This window comes from Streptomyces beihaiensis (assembly GCF_026274175.1).
In the GTDB taxonomy this organism is placed as follows: domain Bacteria; phylum Actinomycetota; class Actinomycetes; order Streptomycetales; family Streptomycetaceae; genus Streptomyces; species Streptomyces beihaiensis.
On the sequence record NZ_JAPHNL010000240.1, the window covers coordinates 24,911 to 43,571 of the forward strand.

The following is an 18,661-nucleotide window of genomic DNA, read 5'->3' on the forward strand; positions in this document are numbered from 1 at the left end:
GTTTCCCTCGTGCCTATCTGCTGAGTGCTGAAAAACCGGCGACTTCGCCGCAACGGCTCTCAGTAGCTGCTCAGCGAGGACGCACCGTCGTAGGGGTCGATCTTCGACACGGACGCGCGAACCTGGTCCTCGGTCGTGTTCTTGATGTGGCGCGCCTTGTTCATGGCCTCCATGACCTCGGTGAGGATTCCACCGATGTTCCGGAGAGACTCGTTGATCTCATACTGCTTCTTGTCGAACTCTGCGCGTCCGATACCAGCCCACTGACCCTCGAGCCCGTCGATGACGCCCTGAAGGTTGTGTGCACGCTTCCGGATACCGTCGTACTTGTCGGACATCTGCCGCTCAAGCGCGACTACCGCGGCATCTTCAAGCCTCTGCTCGCCAGCCATCCTGCGCCTGCCTTCCTCTGTGTGTTTCTAGATCGAAATTGCACTGGCCCGCGCCCCCGTCGGGGGCTTGAGCCGCTCCCCCGTGGTCCAGCCAAGAAACACAGGGATCCACGGTTGAAAGTCTCATCAGGTGCGTCGAGCCCGCCACACTGCCCATCCCCCGCCTCCAAGCACGACCAAGGCGGCGACAGCTACGAGAGCAGGCCACAACTTGTTACTACCGCTTGAGGACCTCGACTCCGATCCTGCCGCTTCGGTCGAAACGTCTGAAGCCTTCTGCGTGGGCTGTGACGAGCCTGATGCAGAAGTAGGGGGGTCGGTAGCCGGCCTGGAACCGGGCTCTGGTGTCTTCTCGTTGGAGATCGGGTCCACGTCCGCGGCCCCCGGCTTGCCCTCGCCGTGGAGCAGGTTGCGCGCCGGACGGATCAGGCCGTAGCCGAGGTAGTTGCTTGGCTGGCTCTTTGGCCAACTGCGGCTTGCAGTGTCAAGGAGTACGCGCAGAACCTGGTTGGCCGTCCAGCCCGGGTGAGCAGACCAGACCAGAGCCGCAGAGGCAGAGGCGATCGCAGTGGAAACACTGGTTCCCTCGCCCTTGTCGCAGTACGACTTGAATGAGGCATCGCACCAGATGGGCATGTTCTGGCCAGGCGCAGCAAGGTCCACGTAGGCTCCGTGCTCCGAGAACTTTGATACCTTGCCGGACTCATCTGCCGCAGATACGCCCACCACGCCGTCATACGCGGCCGGATAGTCGATGAAGTTGTTTGTTCCTGCGTCGTTGCCGACACCGGCGAACATCAACTTACCTTTGGACGAGGCGTACTTGATCGCCGCCTGCATATCGGGGTCAATCATTTTCTGCCCGAACGACATGTTGATGATCTGTGCATCACTGTCGGCAGCCGCCCTGACGGCTGCGGCAGGCGTAGCGGTCCGCTTCTTCTCCTGCTTGTCCGTCAACTGTTTCAACACAATGCGATAAGGAACAATCTTGGCACCCGGGGCGAGCCCTTTGATACCTCCGCCGTTGCCGGTACCGGCGATGATCTCCGCCATCGAGGTTCCGTGGCCGTTGTAGTCCTTCGTCGCGTGATACGCGATGTCGCCGGAACCCGGGTTCGGAAGCACCTGGCCCTTCAGGGACGACGTGCTCGAGTTGACGCCCGTGTCGACTACCGCGACCTTGACGCCCTTGCCTGTACTGACCTTCCAGATGGCGTTGGCGTCCATAGCATTCAAGTACCACTGCTTCGCCTGGACATCGCCCGCAGCGGCAGCCGGAGCGACTCCTGAGGCAACCGCCACGGCTGTAAGAGCAAGGCCGACCACAGACAGCCGTCTCGGCACACGCCTCGCCACAGGCGTGTCCCATCCACCTCGGTGGCCGATACCTGACTTCATTCTTGTCTACGTCCTCGCTCGCGCTTAGTCGACTACGGGCGGCGCGCTGCGCCGATCGTGTGGCAGGTGCGTTTCCTCATCCTCCACCAGGTAGTCCGGCCGCTGGGCGCCATCCTGGCCACCCTCGTCGCGACCACCTCGAGTGGACCCGCCACGGACCAGCCCTTCACCACCGGGAGTGAATCCCTTGCGCCCGGCACGTGCCCCGGAGTTTCTCTCCGTCGATCGACCGGTGACAGCTTCCGACGTCCCCTGGATCTTGCGTCCGCCAGACGAGGAGCGACTCGCTGATTCGGAACCCTGGGCCCCTATCACGCCACGCTGACTGATCCGGGCCGTGTTTCCCTGCGCGTTGCCGGAACCTTCATCACCCATGACCGTGCCGCGGGGGATACGCGATCCGGTCTGCCCGGTGCCCTTGGCCGAACTCGGCCGACCTCCAACCACACCGTTCTCCCGTGAAGCGCCAGTGGCACCGGGGCCTGAAGGGCGCACGGACTTAACGGTGTTCGCCCGCGCAGTGCCTCCGGTCACTCCACGCGCCGTGGAGGTCGGCCGGCCGCCCTGCGCGCCGCCGCGAGAAACGTTCTCGCCTTCTGTACCAGCACGGCCGGTGGCTGCACGGCCAGCCCCAGCGCGGCCCAGTGGATCGTTCGTCGACCCGCGCCCCAGGCCGCTCCGCGAGGCACCAGCGGTCTCCGAGGCGCCTGCCCGTCCCTGGGATGTGAAGGGACGCCTCGTGCCAGCCCCACCGAGTCCACGAACTGTCTGTCCCGTCGTCGGCCCCGGGAACCCAGTCGGAAGCGGCGAAGTTGGTCCACCACTCGCATTCGGGCCCGTGAGTGTCACCGGTTCCTGAGGACCGGGAGTCGATACAGGCGGGCGCGGAAGCGTGTCAACACTGTCGATCTCCGTTCCAACGGGACTGTGCGGAGTGGTGATCCTCCCGTGAACTTCCTTCGGCGACGGCGTCTGAGTTTCAGAGGACGGCGGGGTTTGCGTGGAGTGATGGACGGCAGGCATCGACGCACCGGGGTGCCCGCCTGGGGCGCTCGCCCCTCCACCGTGCTCGTGCGTGACCGTGCCGTACTGCGGATCGGGCTGCGGCACACCGACATGAGGCATCGCCTCAAAAGTAGGAGCATGCTGATCGAGCTTGCTCAACCCCTCGGACGAGACCGAGTAGAACGACGACAGGCGGTTCATCTGGTTGATCGCCTCTTGGCGATGGCCCTCGACCTTGACCGCGGCCTGGTACTCGGGATTGTTGTCGTTCTGCTGGTGGGCCGGGTACTGCGACGGACGCATCTTCTGCTGATCCACCGGCCGGGTGTCGCGGGGCGGCATCGAGCTCTTGACCTGGGCCAGACCACTGGCCGCTGCGGCGATCTCCACACCCGCCGACTGGACGTACGTACTCAGGGCGTCAGTGTGGTCGGCCAGCCCGTGGCCCCATTTCTGGAAAGCCGTGCCTGCCTCGCCCTGGAAGTCGTCGCTGGCGTGCTTGATGTTCGATCGCAGTTCGGTTGCCGCGTCACTCATCGCCTTGCTGGCTTTCCAGAGAGCCGAACCGGCGTTCTCGAGGTCGCTGGGCTTGGCGTCTTCGACCAGGTCGAGCATCACGTTGAGGTCGTGCTTCTCGAAGTCCGTGCGCTGGCCGTACTGGAATACACGGTCGGGCCCGAAGCCGAAGGCTCCGTGCACAATGCCCATGGCCGTCTGAGCCGCATTGGTGAGTGCGACCTGGCCCTTCACCTGCTCCTGGGGCGTGGGTGGCTTGTCCGGGGTCTTCCCGTGGTTACCGCTCATTACTTGAAGCTGCCCCCCTTCACCTGCTTCGCGTCGCTGCGCTTCTGGTCATGCTTCTTCTCGGCCTCGGCCTGCTGATGCTCACGGTCGATCTTCGTCTGGATCTCCCAGAAACGACGGCGCTGCTCTTCTTCCAGATTGCCGAAGCCGACCTCCGCGCCGTGCGAGGCGATGCTCATCGCTTCGATCTGCAGGCCCAGCATCTTGGAAAGCGACGTGATCCGTTCATGGACCTGCTCGTACTGCGAGTGCAGAGCATCGGCCTCATGGAACGGGCTGGAAGAGCCACTGATCGAAGCTCGACTGACGCGCTGATCTCCGACCTTGGACGAGCTTCCCGGGGAGCTCTCGAAGTCGTGGAGGATCTTGTCCACGCGCTGCTTGAAAGTCTTCAGAACCCCCGCACTGACCTTGAGGTCAGCCGCCGTGGCCTTCGACACGCCCCCCACCATGTCCGCCGGAATCACGACGCGTCCTCCCCGTTTCCCCGTGTCCAACCCATCTGGCGCGACTCGTCAGCCCGCCGACGCGTGGTCGCAAAGCCAGTCGGGCCTTACAACGCGCTTACCACTGTAGTCACCCCGCGCAGGCACTCCAACCGAGCTGTGTCCAAACTCAGTTACGAGACGACACCGAGCTGTCCAATTCGGACCAGTTTGGTCAGATTCCGGGTATGAGCCTCCGGGGGGCGCGCAGACCGCCGCTCACCCATACCCACCGCAACCACCCCGGCCACCCATCCGATCACCACAGCATGCCGCGCAAGGCTCGCCCACCCGTAACCTCCGCAAGACCTCCACACCACTCCGCGGCGCTCCACACCGTCCGATCGGCCACCCCGGAACCCTCACGCCGAGGCCAAGCCCGCGGGCCCCGCAGACGCCCGCCTTGATGTACCCATTACCTGATCTTGCTACCTTGCCTCCCGCGCCCACGGACCGCGCGCTCCGCTAGCCGGCGCAGCCCCTCGCGGCCCTCCCGGAAGCAGGGGACGCGCAGCCGCGGAACCGGTCGAGCAGTACGCGCGCGGGCGCTTACGGGGAGGCGGCACACCACGGCATGGGACGAGTGGGAGCTCTGAAGGCCGAGGTCGCGCAGCGGCGACAGAGCGGCTCCGGTGACGCGAACCCAAACTCGCAGGCGAACTCCACGACCTCTCCCGCGCACGCCGACCACCGGGCCTACGCCCGCCTCGGCCTGAGCCACGGCCCCGCAGGCGGCATCGTCGCGGTGAGCGCCCCGGCGTGCGGCGGCGGTGGCGCCCCGACATCGCGATCAGGACCCAGGGCGTACACGGAGCGGCGGACAACACCGAGTCCATGTCGCGGCACGCGATGAAGCGCCTGGAGCACGCGCTCGACGGCAGCGACGCCGTCTACGGCTCGCACTTGGGTGATGGCTGGCAGAGCCCCGTCGAGCTTCGAGCCTGCGCCCTGAACCGGGAAGACCGCCTGGTGTCCCTCCCCAGGCAACTCGGGGATCCGAGTGCCAAGTCGAAGGACTCCGCCAACGGATACGACAGTGCGGACGCCGAGGCCCGGGCCCGCCCGCACGCCGCCGTCCAGGACCTCGGGAAGGCGTGAGCATGGTTTCGTACGAAGACGTCAACGGCGCACTGCCCAAGAAGTGGGCCACGGCCTCCGCGGAGTGGCACTCGCCGGCCAAGTACGCGCTCGACTCCGCGAAGGACCTGCGCGACAACGGCGTCAAGCCCCTCGCCGACAACTGGAGGGACGAGGTCGGTGCCGCCGCGGCGAAGAAGTTCGCGAAGCTGGCCGACGAGCTCGAAGTCGCCTACGGCATCCTGCTCTCGGTCCACATGGTCGTCGACGGCATGACGACGCCCCCGCAGACCGCCCGGAGCACCCTGCGCGAGGCGTGCGAGCTCGCCCAGCGGTACGGACTGGACATCGGGCGACGAAGGTAGGGTCGCCGGGCCTCAGCGCCACAACCGTGCGGGGCGGAGGACATGGGCCCGTGCCGGTCACAGGTCCAGGACCTCATCGACCGGGCCGTCGAAGCAGGTGACGCAACCCGACCAGCTGGCGAAGCAGGACTGCGCGAAGCTCGGTCGGCGGACGGCCTTGTCCGACCCGGACAAGGCCCTGAAGATGCAGAACCAGGCTCCGCACGCCCAGACGCGCATGCTGGCCGCCGACGTACCGGTGAACGAGAACCCCGCGACCGTACGGAAGTGGTGGGACGGCCTCACGCCGAAGCAGCGCAAGGACATGATGCGGGCCGAACCGGTGCTCATCGCCAACCTCGACGGGATTCCGCCGGACGTGCAGACGGAAATGCGCGGCAACGGCAAGTACGACCGCGTGAAGCTGGTGCAGTACGCCCTCGACAGCTGGAACAAGGACGACCCGACCGACTTCGGCAACAACTGCACGAACTTCGTCTCCAACGCCCTGCACGCCTCGGGCATGAAGGAGAAGACGTCACCCTGGGGACGGCCGACTCCGACAGCTGGATGATCGGTAACCCGAGCGGCATCGACGAGGTCGACAAGAGGCCGGCCTACTCCCACACGTGGAGCGCTGCCGACAACCAGCAGCGGTTCATGCTCAAGCACGGGGGTTCGGTGGTGCCGCGTTCGGACGTGAAGCCGGGCGAGATCCTCCACTTCGACCAGTCGGGGCCGAGCGACTACCTCGCGCGCACGGCAAGGCCCGTCACGCGGCGATTGTGACGGCCGTGATGCCCGACGGTGAGATCAAGTACACACAGCACACCGATTCGTACCAGAACGTCAGCATCGAGGGGCGCCTGCCGGCAACCGAGGAACGCGAAGGCGCCCAGAGTGTCACCATCGTTCGCCCCGACCCGGACTGCTACTGAGGACCACGCCTTCCACCCCGCCCGTGACCCCCATCAGGTCCCGCACCCGCGTCGAGCTGCTCGTGCCCGCCCTGACGATCGCCTCGGCCGTACTCCTGGTCGCCCGCTTCGCCTTCGGCTCCGACACGTTCCAGCACTGCCAGTACCTGGGCCCGTCGACCCGCGTGTACGTCACCGGGTGGGCCGGACCGGTCTGTTCGCTGGTGGCGCTGGTGCTGTACTGGGCCCTGCTGCGCCGCGTGAACGCGGTCACGCCCGGTCGGCTGGTGCCGGGTGACAGCGGGGGCGCGCGGCTGGCCGCGGCCTTCGCGTTGGTCGCCCTGTTCCTGCTGCTGGTCCAGGCTCTGGCTCTGTACTGGGTGTACGCACCGGATCAGGCGGGCGGGGACGGCTGCGAGGGGCCGGCGGTCCTTAGGGCCTCGTTGGCCGCGTAGGGCCCCGGCACGGCGGGACATGGGGAAGGGTGTCGTAAGTCTCGGTTCGGCGACGCCCTGGTCACACATTCGGGGTACTGCGACTACGCCCGCGCAGGCGGCCCCGGCGCCCCCGTCGGCGTGAGGATCGCACGCGGGAAGCGGGCACCCTCCGCCGAGGACAACCCTTGAGCATATGCCAATCGCATCAGGCCGAGAATCCTTCAAGAATCCGGTCGCCAACAGCGCCACTACTGTGTCCGCCTCCTGCACACCCGCTCCCGGAGGCTCTGTGACGGACGAAGGACCGCGGCGGCTCGACCGGCTCGCGTACATGGACCTGAGTGACGAGGCGCCCCAGCAGCGTCTGCTCCGCAAGAGCCTTGAGGTCTTCCGGCATGACGGCGGAAACCCCGTCCTCAGGGAAATGGCCCAGGAGGTCATCGCCGGACGTGTGACGCTCAGAGAGGCCGTGCGTATTCCCGCCTACGCGGACGCGGTGGCAGACCAGGCGCAGGTCTTCAGAAGGCGCTGGGAGCGCATGCCGAGCGACGAGCGGCGCGCACTCGTCGGCGAAGGAGTGAAGCAAGCAGCCGACGAGCGGTCCGCCGCAAGGGCGGAACGTGTCGACGCGGCCCGGCGCTGACGGCGCCGCGCTCCCGACCAGACAGGACAGGAAGACGGGCCCCCACCATGACACTGGCCGTCGAGCCGAACGACCTGACCGGATATGCGGGTCAAGTACGCAGGGCGCACGAGGACTTCACCGCCGCCACGTCATACATGAGCAGCAACACGACCATCGGATTCTCCTGCTCCGGCGGCCTGTGGGACAAGTTCTTCATCGATCATGTGGAAAAGACACGGCAGACCAAAGACATCATCAGCCGGTTCAGCACCGTCCTCGGCTCCTCCGAGAAGGAGCTCGGGAAGACAGCCACGTGGTACCAGACCGTCGACCTCGCGCAGGCGCGGAAGCTGGACGCCACGTACCCGGGCACGAGTCGGCCCTCTCCCGTGCATCGCACCCGGCCCCGGCCGGGCAGCGGGAGCACCTTCCAGGATGTCTGCGACGCCACCGGACAGCTGAAGCCCGCCGGGAGCGCGAACGGCTGGATTCAAGGGCATATGGCGGAATTCGACTTCGCCCCCGCCAATAAGACTGCGGGAACCCTCCTTGATATCGCGAGTCCGACATCGCTGGTGAACGAGGGCCTCAAGCTCGCCTTCGACATCGATATTCTCGGAACGGCGTCGAACTGGTTGACCGGTGACTGGCAGAGTTACGCGAGCTGCGCCGACGCCTGGCACTGCATGGGTAACTTCTGCGCCGATGTCGCCGCGAACCTCATGCACGGGAATCAGGTGCTGGCGACGACCTGGCGAGGGAACGCCGCGGACGCCGCGTGGAAGTACTTCGACAATCTCGCACGGAAGCTCGACGCAGCGAGGGACGCGTTCCACTCTCTTCGTGATCATTACAAGGACGTCGCAGCCGCGGTCTTCTCGTTGGCCGACGTCGTCAAGGGGGCGATCGTCAACATCTGCGATCTGGCGGCGCAGGCGGCGATCGGCGCCGCGGCCAGCACGGCCACGGCCGCCACCGGTGTAGGACTCCTGGGCTCCTTCGTCGGGGCGGCGTTCGTAGCGGAACGCGTTTCCGCGATGGTGGAGGAGTACGGCAGACTCGTCGCGAACTACGAGAAGGTGGTGACTGCGCTCACCGGTGCCCTCGGGTCCGCCGGATTCATCGCGGAACTCTGCACCGATCTCAAGAAATTCCCTGTGGTCGGCAATGCGTACGACAATGCGCTCGTATAGCGTCATATCGGCCGGGGTGAGCTCTTACGGAAGAGGAACGTGTGGAACTCGACGACCCGAGTCGCGCGCAGACGGACCGGCTGCATGCCCGTATGAGGAGCAGCCTGGTCACGATGGCGTCGATGACGACGTTGTTCGTCTTGGCAATGGCGGTCCGGGGCCGATTCTCCGTCTTCGCCATCGGACTGAACGTGATCTGCACCGGCGGCGCGATCCTGGTTCATCGCTGCTGGCGCAGCACATGAGCGGGGAGAATCGTGCGCGGTGCCGATTCTCGGCGTACAAGTGCGAGGCTTGGGCACTTCAGCGGCCAGCAGGCCGACTGCGGCCGGGACGGCCTGAACGGTCTGAACGGCCTGAACGGTCCGAACGGCTCAGCCGGCCGCAGGCGACGGCGTCGCGTCGGCCTGGATGTCGAAGTTGATGTCGGTGCCGTCGACCTTGGTGACCTTGACGTTCACGCCGAGCGTGCTGCCGTCCTTTGCCGTCAGCTTGCAGCGCGTCGTCGTGCCGACCTTGCCCACCAGATCCTCGGGACAGGTGACGTCCGGCTTCGGTTGGCCGGTCGTGTCGGCCAGCTTCTGGGCGACCGCGTCGGCCAGTTTCCCCTTCGACATCTTCGGGGCGGAGCTTCCGACGTGGACCGAGCCCGAGCACCCGGCGAGCAGGGCGACTGCGGCCACCGTCGAGAGGACCCACGTCGCTGCGGTCGTACGTGCGTTGATCATGAAGGATCCATTCCGAGTGATCGGGAGCGATCGGGCGGGACGTCGGTTCACTGCGTGCCTCCTCCGCTTTCGGTGTGGCACGCGAGGTCAGCATATGGCCCGTTCATGCGGCGACGCTGGGTGCGCTTGTGGAGCAGCCGGGCAAAGAGGGCTGCTTCATCGAGCCTTCGCCTCGCATGCGAACGATCTTCACCTTTGGGCGCCCCGCCACAACCACCAGGTCCGAGCCGCCGCTACGTCCGCCATACTCAGCTCCATGGAGCAACTGGCAGGCATTGTGATCAAAGTTCTTCTCTTTGCGGTCGTCGCCGGAATCTTCACCTTCGTCATCCGCGCGTTCATCAGCAGCAACAAGCAGGAATCGCGCATCAGCGAGGGGTGGGCCGGGCTTCAGCGGCTTGCCTCGGAGCGGGGGTGGACGTACGAGCGGCGTGCGCCCGGGCGGGCCACGCGGTACTGCGGTGTGGGCACCATGCCGGGGAGCGGGGAAAATCTCACCGCGCACAACTACGTGACCGGGGAGTTCCGGGGGCGGTCCTTCGTTTGTTTCGAGTACGCGCATGTCGGATCACGGTCGGACGGCGGGGACCGAAAGCGGCCGGTCATCGAGTCGTTCGTGCTCGTCGCCGCGCCCGGCCCGGGGGCCTGCGTGGAAATACTGCGGCCGAGCATGTTCAACGTGCTGCTCGACCGGCGGGAGCGGATGCTGGTCGGTTCGGCCGCGTTCGATGACAGGTTTCGGGTTGTCACCAAGGATGAAGGGTTCGCCAGGGAGCTGTTGGGCTGTGGGCTCATGCCCTTCCTGCTCGACGATTCGCGCGCCGAGCACTCTCCGCTGCAGCTGCGCGACGGTGACCTTTTCACCTGGTACACCGGGACGCTCTCGGCCGAAAGCCTTGAGGAGAAACTTGGCTTTCTGTGCGACGTGCTCGATCGTGTTCCGGCGGGGGTGTGGAGGTAGGTGAGTGGTGGCGGGCGGTCGGTGTGCCTCTGGAGCTCGCCGTCCACTCGCCTACTCGCCTACTCGCCCGGACTGTCCGCGATCTCGTCGTCCGTCGGGCGTACCGTCCTGAGGAATTCCTTGAAGTCGTCGATGACCTCGGCCAGTTGGTTCTGCTTGGCCGTGAGGACGATTTCGATGACGGCGCGCTTGGCCGGGTTCTTGACGTCCTCCACGCCGAGGTAGAACTGGCTCTGGCACAGCTCCGCGGGCTCGCCGCGCAGCGTGGTGGAGAGGACCAGGTTCTGCACCACGCCCGGGGCGTCGGTGAGGCCCGGGATGTCCGGCGTGCCCACCTCGGTCTTCTTCAGGACCCGCACGGTCCCGCCCTGTTCAAGGCGCGGGATCGATTCGTCGGCGATCTGCGACATGGTCGCGCCGTCGTTGCGCATCTCGCCCGAGATGGTGATGTTCGCGGTGAATCCGCCGTCGACGGACTCCGGGTGGAGTGCTACGAAGGCGACGTTCGGGGCGCCCACCTCGTCCGGCGGGGCCGCCTGCCAGCCGTCCGGCAGGGAGAACGAAATCTTGACCGGCAACGTGGCCGTCATGGTGGATCCAATCCTTCTGTGGTGTTCGGCCGACTCTAGGCGAGGTTCGCGGGGGCGCGCCGGATTCGGTGAGCCCCCGTGGCGAGTTCGACGCGACCTGATCGCGTCGCGGGGCACCTGGCGGGCTAGAACCAGCTGCCGACCGTGTCGTCCCAGGCGTCGCCCACCGCGTCGGCGGCGTCACCCACGGAGTGGACGACCTTGCCGGGATCGATGGTGATGTCGACGCCGACCTTGGCGCCGAGACCGAGACCGAGGCCGACATCTCCGCCGATGGTGAACTTGCCGTCCTTCATGCCCAGGTCGACGTTGGCCTCGGCGCCCACTCCGGCCCACGCCTCGCCGTTCACACCGGCGCCCACGCCGCCGACGTCGGCGGAGGCCGAACCGGTGGCCTTGGCCCCGGCGAACGCCTCGGCGCCCGCGTGCACCCCGTCCTTGCCGACGGACGCCTTCACCGAGCCGTCCGCGCCCGCGAAAGCCTTGCCTTCGGCATTGACGCCGACGATCCCGTAGTTCGCACTGCCGCTCGCCGTGGCCTGCGCCAGGTACGCCGTGCCCGAGGCACCGACCTGCGCCTTGCCGTTGGCGATGCTCGCGCCGACCGAGCCGTCCACGCCGAGCACCGATACGCCGGCCTGGCCCTTGAGGTCGACACCGCCCAGGTTCGTCTCGCCGGAGACGCCGCCCGTCCAGACGCTCGCGCTTCCGGACCACTCGGCGATCTTGACGCTGACGTCGGCCTTGCGGCCGGGCGTCGGCGTGGTGGAGTCGTCGCCGTCATCGGCAGCGGCCTTGTTGCGGTAGTACCAGTTGCCCTCGTCGTCCTTGCCGAACTCCTTCTCCCGGCGGCGCCAGTGACTGTTCTCGTCAGTCACCCACTTCTTCTCTTCCTTCTTCCACGCCTCAGGGGAGATCGCGCTCTTGGCGACGTTGTGGTCGCTGGCCCACTTCTGGGCGTTCACGCCACTTCTGACCGCCACGAGCCAGTCCGGGCTGTCGGAAGCGCTGCCCGACAGATCGGCGAGCTTCTTGGCCAGGGTCCCGGCCTCGGTCTTCAGCTGCGAACGTGCCGTCTTGAGCAGGTGCTCCGCCGCCGCGTGATCGCCCGAATTCCATTTGTCGATCGCCGTACCGGCTTGGCCCTGCGCCCAAGTGAGCGTTCCGACGTACGACTTGACGGCCTTGGCAGCGTCGGTCATCGCGTCGCTCGCGAAATACCAGTTCTTCTTCTCTTTGCCCAGCGTCGGCCAGAACGCGTCGTGCGCCTTGCCGTGCCAGCCGTTGATACGCAGGTCGCGCAGGCCGTTGCCGACTCCGTCGAACGTCTTCGCCCACTTGGTGAGTTCGGTCTCGAGCTGGCCGAGCTTGCCTGCGTCGCCCGGGATGAGTTCCTTCGGGTCGTTCGTGGACCCGAGTTCGCTTGCCATGACTACGGATTCCCCGTCCCTGTCCTGTGCGTCCTGTGCGCCCTGTGCAACCTGCGCACGTGCGCGTGCGCGTGCGCGTACGTCGTCGAGTCCGTGTCCGTGTTTGGTCTCAGGTCAGGACCGTCTTGACGGACCGCACCGCGTCACGGATGGCCTCGTCCGTGTCGTTGAAGTCGCCGTCGGCCTTGTTGAGGCCCTCCGCCAGGGTCGCCGCGCAGTTCGCGAGGAAGCTCGCACCCGGCTCCCACGTCGCGCAGAACGTCACCAAGGCCGTGGAGGCGTCGTCGTCCCCGATCGACGAGGCATAACCGGCCGCGGCACCGAGGTCCACCTTCTTGACCGGTTTGAGCACATCCAGAATGTCCGAAGCGCCCTTCTTGAGGACGCCGGGGCCTACTCCGAGATCACCGGACATGACGAGATCCCCCCGATTCAACTTCACCTGAAACAACGCGCAAAAGCGCCGAGAGTGCGCACAGTACCACCGCGCACACGTCCGAAAACCGTTGCTCACCACCTCTTCACGAGCCACGTCCCGCATCGGCGCGAGTGCCCGGTTCGCGCGGCCGCCGTCCCGCGCAGCGTGGTCTCCTACGCTTCAGTCCTCACCCCACGACACGTCACCCGTCGCGTTGCACGCGCGCGCGGCGTCGTCGGGCGTCGCGGACCGCCACCGCGGTGCCGCCCAGGCCGGCCACCAGGACCAGGCCGCCCACCAACACGTACGTCGCCAGGCGGGAGTTGCGCTGGTCGGCTGTTTCGCCGAAGTGGACGGGGACGACGGCGGGAGGCTTGGCGTCGGTCATGCCCTCGTCGGCCTTGGGGGTCTGGATGGGGTGGTCGGGGTCGGGGATGTCCGTGACCGCCTTGACCGGGTCGACCACGCCCCAGCCGACACGACTGTCGTGTCCGGCGACCGAGCGTTCCGCGGTCTGTTCGATCTGGGCGACGATCTCCTTGCTCGTCCAGTTCTTGTGGTGCTGCTTGAGCAGGGCCGCCACGCCCGCCACGTACGGGGCGGAGAAACTCGTGCCGTTGTCCGAGCAGTGGCCGCCGCCGGGGACGGTGGAGACCATGTCGACGCCGGGGGCCGCGACGCCGACCCAGTCGCCGGACTGGGAGAAGACCGCGCGTTCGTTGTTGCGGTCCGAGGCCGCCACCGCGAGGACGCCGGGGTACGAGGCGGGGTACGTCTTCTTGAGCTTGCCGCCCAGACCGTCGTTGCCCGCCGACGCCACCACGACCACCTTCTTCGCGATGGCGTTCTCCACCGCCTTCTCGAGGTTGTTGTCGGCGGTGAGGGCCTTCTCGGTGTCCTGGGAGATGTTGATGACGTCGGCCTTCGCGGACACCGCGTAGTTGATCGCCTGGGCCAGCTCGTCCGACGTCCCGTGGCCCTCCGCGTCGTTCTGCTTGATCGGGATGATCGTCGCCTCGGGGGCCAGGCCCGCGAAGCCCGTCTTCTTGCTCCTTCGGGCCGCGATGATGCCCGCCACGCGCGTGCCGTGCCCGACGGTGTCCGTCGTGCCGTGCGCGTTGCCCCGGCCCTCGATCTTCTTGCCCTTGTCGTCCTTGGTCGGCAGGAAGTTGCGGCCCTCCGCGACGTCCACGGCGTCTGTCAGCTGCGGGTTCTTGGTGTCGACACCGGTGTCGATGACGGCCACCCGTACGCCCTTGCCGGTCGCGGTCGCCCACAGGTCGTCCAGGTTGACGCGCTGCAGGGCCCAGGGGCGGCCCTTGTAGTCCTTCGACGGGAAGGTGCACTGGCCCGTGTCGGCGGCCGCGGGCGTCGCGGGCAGGGCCAGGGCCGAGCCCGGGAGGGCCACCGCCGTCAGTACCGTCACCGCCGCGACCGCCCTCAGGGCGCCGGAGCGGTACGCGCGCTTTCCCGTGTGCCGCGTCTGTTGCGTCTGTTGCGTCTGCCGCGTCTGTTGCGACGGCCGGATCTGCCGCGACCGGCGCCTGGACTGCGTGTGCTCCACGTGTCGCGTGTCTCGCGTGTGCTGCCTGGTCACTTCGAGGTGCCCCCTTCCGGTCCGGCGTGCGCTGTCACGAGCCCTGCGGCTGACGCGCGTCGGTCTGGTCGAGGCGAGGTCCTGTGGGCAGGAAGGTGGACCAAGTCGCCGGGACGGGGGCCGGGTCGACCTTGTCGTAGCCGAGCAGCTTCTGCGCGACCTTGGACTCCTGCTGCTCTTCCTTGCGCTGCTTGGCGGTGGTGCCGACGCCGTTGCCGGTGGCGCCGCTGTCGCCGTTGGCCTGCAGGGCGTAGCGCAGTCCGGTGTCGGTGACCAGGAAGATGCCGCCGGTCTTGGTCTCCGTGCCCTGGACCTGGCGGAAGACCTGGCCGGAACCGGGGGTGACGTAAGCACTGGAGGAGCCGGTCGGCAGGTCGGCGGGGAAATCCGTGCCGGCCCATGTGGTGACCGTCGTGCCGTCGCTGCCGCCGACGTGGTTCAGGGTGTTGCACACGGTGTTGCGGCCGCTGGTGGCGCTGGTGCCGTCGTTGACGGTCTCCGGACGGGCCGTGGGCCAGTGTGCGCCCTCGCCGTCGAACGCCACGCTGTTCTGCACGGCGGCGTGACTGACCTGCTGCGCCCGGCCGGAGAGGTTGACGTTCAGGAGCGGCTTGCTGTTGAGCAGCAGGCGCGAGGTGAACTCGGAGACGCGGGCGACCTTCCCCTGGAGCACCACGTAGTACTGCGTCCGGGTACCGTCGTCCGACTTGAGTACGGTGCCGACCTTGTCGTACTTGGCGTTGCCCGCGCCCGCGACGGCGTTCGCGGTCCGGCCGACTCCGGAGATGGCCGGGATGGCGACCGGCGAGCCCTTGTGCAGCGTGGCCAGCCACTCCGGGGAGACCCGCTGCGGGGAACGGCCCCGGGTGTCCAGCGCGCTGAGCAGGCCGGGCTGCGCCGGGTCGGCGATGGGGTACGCGGTGCCGTGGGCGTCGACGACGTACTGCTTCTTGTTCGTCGAGTCGGCCACGTACATCAGCTGGCCGCCGGAGAGCTTGTTCTTGCCCTCGGTCCTCTTCCAGTCCTTCTTGGCGAAGACGAACGCCGCCTTCTGGATGGCGCGGCCGCCCGCGCTGGGGCGCTCGCAGACCATCCAGCGCTTGGGGGCCTCCGCCTCGGACGCGCTGGGCAGGCGGTCGGGGGCGTAGGGGATGCCGAGGGTGGCGCCGTGCGGGGGCTTGCCGGCGTCGAGGACCTTCTCGTCGACCGTGACCACCTTGTCGGTGTAGTCCTTGAGGAGAAGCTTGGCGGAGGCCATGTTCAGGACCGGGTGCAGCTGCTTCTGGTCGCCCGTCTTGAGGACGACGTAGCGGGTGGTCGACCTGCTCGCGACGATCACGTTGGTGGCGGTGTCGTCCCAGCCCTTGGGCGCGGTGGGACTGAACATCCCGATTCCGCCGAAGACCGCCAGAACCACCACACCCACGATCGTGCCGGGCAGTACCGCCCGCAGCGGCCGCGGGGCGCCCTCTTCCGAGCCCGTCACCGAGGGCTGCAGGAAGGACGCCAGCGTGCGGCGCTTCGCGAAGGTGTAGGCGTTGAGTTCGTCCCGCCGTGATGCCATCTGTGTCCGCTCTCTCCCCGTGCGGAGCCGTGGGGGCGAGTTCCCCCCGTCTTCGGTCGGCCGGTGCCGTCGACCGGTGTCGTCGACCGGTGCCGTGTTCGTCGCCGGGCCCGCGCGCCGGCTCGCCGTGCGGCTGCTCTGGCTGTCAGACCCGGCCCCTACTATGCCTGTTATGACGTCGTGCGTGTGGCACGGGTAGGGTGCAGAGCCCTTCCAGGAGCCTTGTAAGGGGCCTTTGCGCATGGGATTTCGGAAGAGTTCGGGGGATTTGGTGTGATGGCTTCCGCAGCGCGCGCCCGATCGCGGTCGCAATCGGGGTCACGATCGGGTGACCGTTCTGGTCGGGGTTCGCGACGAGGGTCCTCGAATCCTTCACAGATGCCACAGCAAGCACAACAGATGTCACAGATGCCTCCACAGAATTCGGGCGACGCGCGGGGCCCGCGCGGTCGGCGTCAGCGCCCGCTCGACTCCCGCGATTCCCGTACGTCCGCGTCGGTGGCCGCGCCTCATCTCGGGCCCGTCACGCCGCATCTGAAGTCCCGCTCGGGGCGCGGCGGCTCGTTCAAGGCGCAGCGGCTCGTACTGATCGAGATGGCGGCGGCGCTCGCGCTGTGCGGATGGGTGATCGGGACGGTCGCGCTGATCGCCACCGGTGTCGTCGCGGTCGTCCTGGTGCTGCTCGCCGTGCTGCGCCGCCGCGGTCGTTCGCTGCCGGAGTGGCTGGGCAGCGTGCTCGCACTGCGGGCCAGGCGGCGCAGGGCGGCGAGCACGCCGGTGCCGCCGGGGACCGAGCCGGGGCTCGCGCCCGCCGTGGAGTGCGATCCGAGCCTGCGCACGTACAGCCACCACAGAGGCGACGACCGCGACCAGCGTCCCGTCGGCATGGTGGGTGACGGCGGGTTCCTCACCGCGGTCCTCCAGGTCGAGTCGGACGCGACGGCGCTGCGGGCCGAGCGCAGCCGCCGCCCGCTGCCGGTCGCGCTGGTGCGGGACGCGCTCGAGGTCGACGGGATCCGTCTGGAGTCGGCGCAGATAGTGCTGCACACGCAGCCCGCACCCGCGCTGCATCTGCCCCAGCAGTCGGTGGCGGTGAGCAACTACGCGCCGCTGCAGGCCCAGACCGGTTCGCCGGCGGTGCGCATCACGTGGATCGCGCTGAAGCTCGACCCGGAGCTGTGCCCGGAGGCCGTCGCCGCCCGCGGAGGCGGTGTGGTGGGCGCGCAGAAGTGTCTGGCGCGGGTCGCCGAGCATCTGTCGAGCCGGCTCTCGGGCGGCGGGTTCCGTACGACGCTGCTGACCGAGGAGGAACTGGTCTCCGCGGTGGCGACGTCCGCGTGCGCCAACCCGATGGTGACGGCGCAGGCCGGGCGGAGCGAGGCGCCGCAGCGGCGGACCGAGGAGTCGGGGCGCAGCTGGCGCTGCGACAACCGCAGACACACGACGTACTGGGTGCGGCGCTGGCCCCAGCTGGGCGGTGGCGGCATGTCGTTGCCGCAGCTCGTCGCGCAGCTGACCGCGGTGCCCGCGCTCGCCACCACGTTCAGTCTGACGCTGGCCCAGGGCGAGCGGCAGGATGTGACCGTCACCGGGCACATGCGCATCACCGGCCGCAGCGACAGTGAGCTCACCACGGCGCGGCGCGACCTGGAGCGGGCCGCACGTCAGGCGCGCACCGGTCTGGTGCGTCTCGACCGTGAACAACTGCCCGGCGTGCTCGCCACGTTGCCGCTCGGAGGTGCGCGCTGATGGCCATCACCGCCATGCCCCAGGGACAGGGGCCGGGACAGGGCCAGGGTTACGGGCCGGGGTACGGACAGGGCCAGGGGTACGGGGCCGGCCCGGGAGCGGGCCAGTACGGCCAGGGCGGGTCCGCCGCGCCGGGGCTCGGGGCGCGCCTTCGTACGGGGTTCGGTCTGCTGGGGCCGCGCCACGAGCGGCACTCACTGAGCGCCGAGCACCTCGACGCGCTGGCGCTGCCCATCGGGGACGACGGGGTGGTGGTCGGTGTGGACGCCGAGAACCAGCCGGCCGTGATGGGCGTCAACCGTCCGACGCCGTACGACATCGTGCTCATCGGCGGCCTGTGGACGGCACAGGTGCTCGCGCTGCGCGCGGCGGCGACGGGGGCGCGGGTGGCCGTGGAGACGGGCCGCGCGCAGCACTGGTCGCAGCTGGTGCAAGCGGTGGGCGGCGGACAGTCCGGCATGACCGTGCACGACGTGGGCCGGGTGCCGCCTCAGGGCGCGTCCGCGGGCGGGCCCGTGCTGGTGATCCGGGACTGCGGCATGCGTCCGCCGCGGGGGCGGGTCGCGTCGGCGCCGTGGCAGTCGGTGCTCACGCTGCTGCCGTATCTCAGCCCGGTCGCGCCGCGGCTGATGCGGCAGGCGCGGCTGGTGGGGATCCAGCGGGTGTCGCCCGACGAGGCGTCCGAGATCGGTCGCGTGATGGGGCTGCCGCGGGCGGAGTACGAGTCGTTGCCGACACTGGCCGACGGCGTGACGCTCTGGTGCACCGACCGGGACCGGCAGTACGTGATGACCCAGGCCACCGATGCGGAGATCGGGCTTCTGGGAACGGCCCGGCGCATGGACTAGCCAGGGCCTGTCCGGCGGATCAGGTCGGACTCGGTCGACCGTGCCGATCGGTACCGCTGGGCGGGGTCCGGTGTGTGCGGCCGGAAGGCGGAGGCG

Annotated in this window: 21 protein-coding genes and 1 pseudogene; 12 read left to right on the forward strand and 10 right to left on the reverse strand. The window is 68.1% G+C overall.

The window, feature by feature from the left end:
- Positions 1–59: 59 nt before the first annotated feature.
- From OFY01_RS18780 to OFY01_RS18795, 4 genes are all read right to left on the reverse strand, one after another.
- On the reverse strand, positions 60–392 hold the full coding sequence (locus tag OFY01_RS18780) for a WXG100 family type VII secretion target (RefSeq protein ID WP_266601387.1): 333 nt from the start codon (positions 390–392) through the stop codon (positions 60–62).
- A gap of 126 nt (positions 393–518) precedes the next feature.
- Positions 519–1,622 carry a S8 family serine peptidase gene (locus OFY01_RS18785; RefSeq protein ID WP_266601389.1) on the reverse strand — a complete coding sequence of 368 codons (1,104 nt, stop codon included), beginning with the start codon at positions 1,620–1,622 and terminating at the stop codon, positions 519–521.
- A gap of 195 nt (positions 1,623–1,817) precedes the next feature.
- Complete coding sequence (locus OFY01_RS18790; protein WP_266601391.1) at positions 1,818–3,602, reverse strand: hypothetical protein; 1,785 nt, start codon at positions 3,600–3,602, stop codon at positions 1,818–1,820.
- Positions 3,602–4,069, reverse strand: coding sequence for a hypothetical protein (locus OFY01_RS18795; RefSeq protein WP_266601393.1), 468 nt, complete (start codon positions 4,067–4,069; stop codon positions 3,602–3,604). The genes OFY01_RS18790 and OFY01_RS18795 overlap by 1 nt, the downstream gene beginning before the upstream one ends.
- 777 nt (positions 4,070–4,846) lie before the next feature.
- On the opposite strand from OFY01_RS18795, the gene OFY01_RS18800 reads away from it, so the two are divergent.
- The 9 genes from OFY01_RS18800 to OFY01_RS18840 all read left to right on the forward strand — a co-directional run bounded on the left by OFY01_RS18800 (position 4,847) and on the right by OFY01_RS18840 (position 8,925).
- Complete coding sequence (locus OFY01_RS18800; RefSeq protein ID WP_266601395.1) at positions 4,847–5,185, forward strand: hypothetical protein; 339 nt, start codon at positions 4,847–4,849, stop codon at positions 5,183–5,185.
- Positions 5,186–5,187: 2 nt separating this feature from the next.
- The gene (locus OFY01_RS18805; RefSeq protein WP_266601397.1) at positions 5,188–5,529 is read left to right on the forward strand and encodes a hypothetical protein; all 342 of its coding nucleotides are present in this window, start codon (positions 5,188–5,190) and stop codon (positions 5,527–5,529) included.
- Positions 5,530–5,626: 97 nt separating this feature from the next.
- The gene (locus OFY01_RS18810; protein ID WP_266601399.1) at positions 5,627–6,082 is read left to right on the forward strand and encodes an amidase domain-containing protein; all 456 of its coding nucleotides are present in this window, start codon (positions 5,627–5,629) and stop codon (positions 6,080–6,082) included.
- The gene (locus tag OFY01_RS18815; protein WP_266601401.1) at positions 6,079–6,297 is read left to right on the forward strand and encodes a hypothetical protein; all 219 of its coding nucleotides are present in this window, start codon (positions 6,079–6,081) and stop codon (positions 6,295–6,297) included. Before OFY01_RS18810 ends, OFY01_RS18815 begins: the two co-directional genes overlap by 4 nt.
- Before the next feature lie 5 nt (positions 6,298–6,302).
- On the forward strand, positions 6,303–6,446 hold the full coding sequence (locus OFY01_RS18820; RefSeq protein WP_266601403.1) for a hypothetical protein: 144 nt from the start codon (positions 6,303–6,305) through the stop codon (positions 6,444–6,446).
- 23 nt (positions 6,447–6,469) lie between these two features.
- Complete coding sequence (locus OFY01_RS18825) at positions 6,470–6,880, forward strand: hypothetical protein (RefSeq protein WP_266601405.1); 411 nt, start codon at positions 6,470–6,472, stop codon at positions 6,878–6,880.
- Positions 6,881–7,151: 271 nt separating this feature from the next.
- The gene (locus OFY01_RS18830) at positions 7,152–7,505 is read left to right on the forward strand and encodes a hypothetical protein (RefSeq protein ID WP_266601407.1); all 354 of its coding nucleotides are present in this window, start codon (positions 7,152–7,154) and stop codon (positions 7,503–7,505) included.
- 47 nt (positions 7,506–7,552) lie between these two features.
- Positions 7,553–8,680 (forward strand): hypothetical protein, encoded by a 1,128-nt coding sequence (locus OFY01_RS18835; protein ID WP_266601409.1) that lies wholly within the window; start codon positions 7,553–7,555, stop codon positions 8,678–8,680.
- Positions 8,681–8,721: 41 nt separating this feature from the next.
- Positions 8,722–8,925, forward strand: coding sequence for a hypothetical protein (locus tag OFY01_RS18840; RefSeq protein ID WP_266601411.1), 204 nt, complete (start codon positions 8,722–8,724; stop codon positions 8,923–8,925).
- A 129-nt stretch (positions 8,926–9,054) separates the two neighbouring features.
- Here the strand turns inward: OFY01_RS18840 and OFY01_RS18845 are convergent, their stop codons facing one another.
- On the reverse strand, positions 9,055–9,408 hold the full coding sequence (locus OFY01_RS18845) for a DUF4333 domain-containing protein (RefSeq protein WP_266601412.1): 354 nt from the start codon (positions 9,406–9,408) through the stop codon (positions 9,055–9,057).
- Between the two features lie 256 nt (positions 9,409–9,664).
- Between OFY01_RS18845 and OFY01_RS18850 the strand changes: the two genes are divergently transcribed.
- Entirely contained in the window at positions 9,665–10,369 is a 705-nt protein-coding gene (locus tag OFY01_RS18850; protein ID WP_266601414.1) for a hypothetical protein, read from the forward strand.
- A gap of 59 nt (positions 10,370–10,428) precedes the next feature.
- Here the strand turns inward: OFY01_RS18850 and OFY01_RS18855 are convergent, their stop codons facing one another.
- From OFY01_RS18855 to eccB, 5 genes and pseudogenes are all read right to left on the reverse strand, one after another.
- Positions 10,429–10,959, reverse strand: coding sequence for a hypothetical protein (locus tag OFY01_RS18855; RefSeq protein ID WP_266601416.1), 531 nt, complete (start codon positions 10,957–10,959; stop codon positions 10,429–10,431).
- A 125-nt stretch (positions 10,960–11,084) separates the two neighbouring features.
- Positions 11,085–12,482, reverse strand: a pseudogene (locus OFY01_RS18860) (putative T7SS-secreted protein); the annotation flags it as partial.
- A 16-nt stretch (positions 12,483–12,498) separates the two neighbouring features.
- Positions 12,499–12,804: a hypothetical protein gene (locus tag OFY01_RS18865; protein ID WP_266601420.1), complete on the reverse strand. Its 306-nt coding sequence runs from the start codon at positions 12,802–12,804 to the stop codon at positions 12,499–12,501.
- Positions 12,805–13,009: 205 nt separating this feature from the next.
- Complete coding sequence (gene mycP / locus OFY01_RS18870) at positions 13,010–14,233, reverse strand: type VII secretion-associated serine protease mycosin (RefSeq protein ID WP_407700377.1); 1,224 nt, start codon at positions 14,231–14,233, stop codon at positions 13,010–13,012.
- 205 nt (positions 14,234–14,438) lie between these two features.
- A complete protein-coding gene (gene eccB / locus OFY01_RS18875; RefSeq protein ID WP_266601422.1) occupies positions 14,439–15,968 on the reverse strand; it encodes a type VII secretion protein EccB in 1,530 nt (509 codons plus the stop codon).
- A gap of 408 nt (positions 15,969–16,376) precedes the next feature.
- On the opposite strand from eccB, the gene eccE reads away from it, so the two are divergent.
- Positions 16,377–17,717 carry a type VII secretion protein EccE gene (gene eccE, locus OFY01_RS18880; protein ID WP_266601424.1) on the forward strand — a complete coding sequence of 447 codons (1,341 nt, stop codon included), beginning with the start codon at positions 16,377–16,379 and terminating at the stop codon, positions 17,715–17,717.
- Complete coding sequence (locus OFY01_RS18885; protein ID WP_266601426.1) at positions 17,717–18,565, forward strand: hypothetical protein; 849 nt, start codon at positions 17,717–17,719, stop codon at positions 18,563–18,565. Before eccE ends, OFY01_RS18885 begins: the two co-directional genes overlap by 1 nt.
- Positions 18,566–18,661: the final 96 nt, after the last annotated feature.

What these genes read in the sequence shown, in the direction of transcription:
- OFY01_RS18780 (WP_266601387.1), bottom strand. Translation starts at nt 392, where the DNA reads ATGGCTGGCGAGCAGAGGCTTGAAGATGCCGCGGTAGTCGCGCTTGAG.
- OFY01_RS18785 (WP_266601389.1), bottom strand. Translation starts at nt 1,622, where the DNA reads ATGGACGCCAACGCCATCTGGAAGGTCAGTACAGGCAAGGGCGTCAAG.
- OFY01_RS18790 (WP_266601391.1), bottom strand. Translation starts at nt 3,602, where the DNA reads ATGAGCGGTAACCACGGGAAGACCCCGGACAAGCCACCCACGCCCCAG.
- OFY01_RS18805 (WP_266601397.1), top strand. Translation starts at nt 5,188, where the DNA reads ATGGTTTCGTACGAAGACGTCAACGGCGCACTGCCCAAGAAGTGGGCC.
- OFY01_RS18815 (WP_266601401.1), top strand. Translation starts at nt 6,079, where the DNA reads ATGATCGGTAACCCGAGCGGCATCGACGAGGTCGACAAGAGGCCGGCC.
- OFY01_RS18835 (WP_266601409.1), top strand. Translation starts at nt 7,553, where the DNA reads ATGACACTGGCCGTCGAGCCGAACGACCTGACCGGATATGCGGGTCAA.
- OFY01_RS18845 (WP_266601412.1), bottom strand. Translation starts at nt 9,408, where the DNA reads ATGATCAACGCACGTACGACCGCAGCGACGTGGGTCCTCTCGACGGTG.
- OFY01_RS18850 (WP_266601414.1), top strand. Translation starts at nt 9,665, where the DNA reads ATGGAGCAACTGGCAGGCATTGTGATCAAAGTTCTTCTCTTTGCGGTC.
- OFY01_RS18855 (WP_266601416.1), bottom strand. Translation starts at nt 10,959, where the DNA reads ATGACGGCCACGTTGCCGGTCAAGATTTCGTTCTCCCTGCCGGACGGC.
- OFY01_RS18865 (WP_266601420.1), bottom strand. Translation starts at nt 12,804, where the DNA reads ATGTCCGGTGATCTCGGAGTAGGCCCCGGCGTCCTCAAGAAGGGCGCT.
- eccB (WP_266601422.1), bottom strand. Translation starts at nt 15,968, where the DNA reads ATGGCATCACGGCGGGACGAACTCAACGCCTACACCTTCGCGAAGCGC.
- eccE (WP_266601424.1), top strand. Translation starts at nt 16,377, where the DNA reads ATGCCTCCACAGAATTCGGGCGACGCGCGGGGCCCGCGCGGTCGGCGT.
- OFY01_RS18885 (WP_266601426.1), top strand. Translation starts at nt 17,717, where the DNA reads ATGGCCATCACCGCCATGCCCCAGGGACAGGGGCCGGGACAGGGCCAG.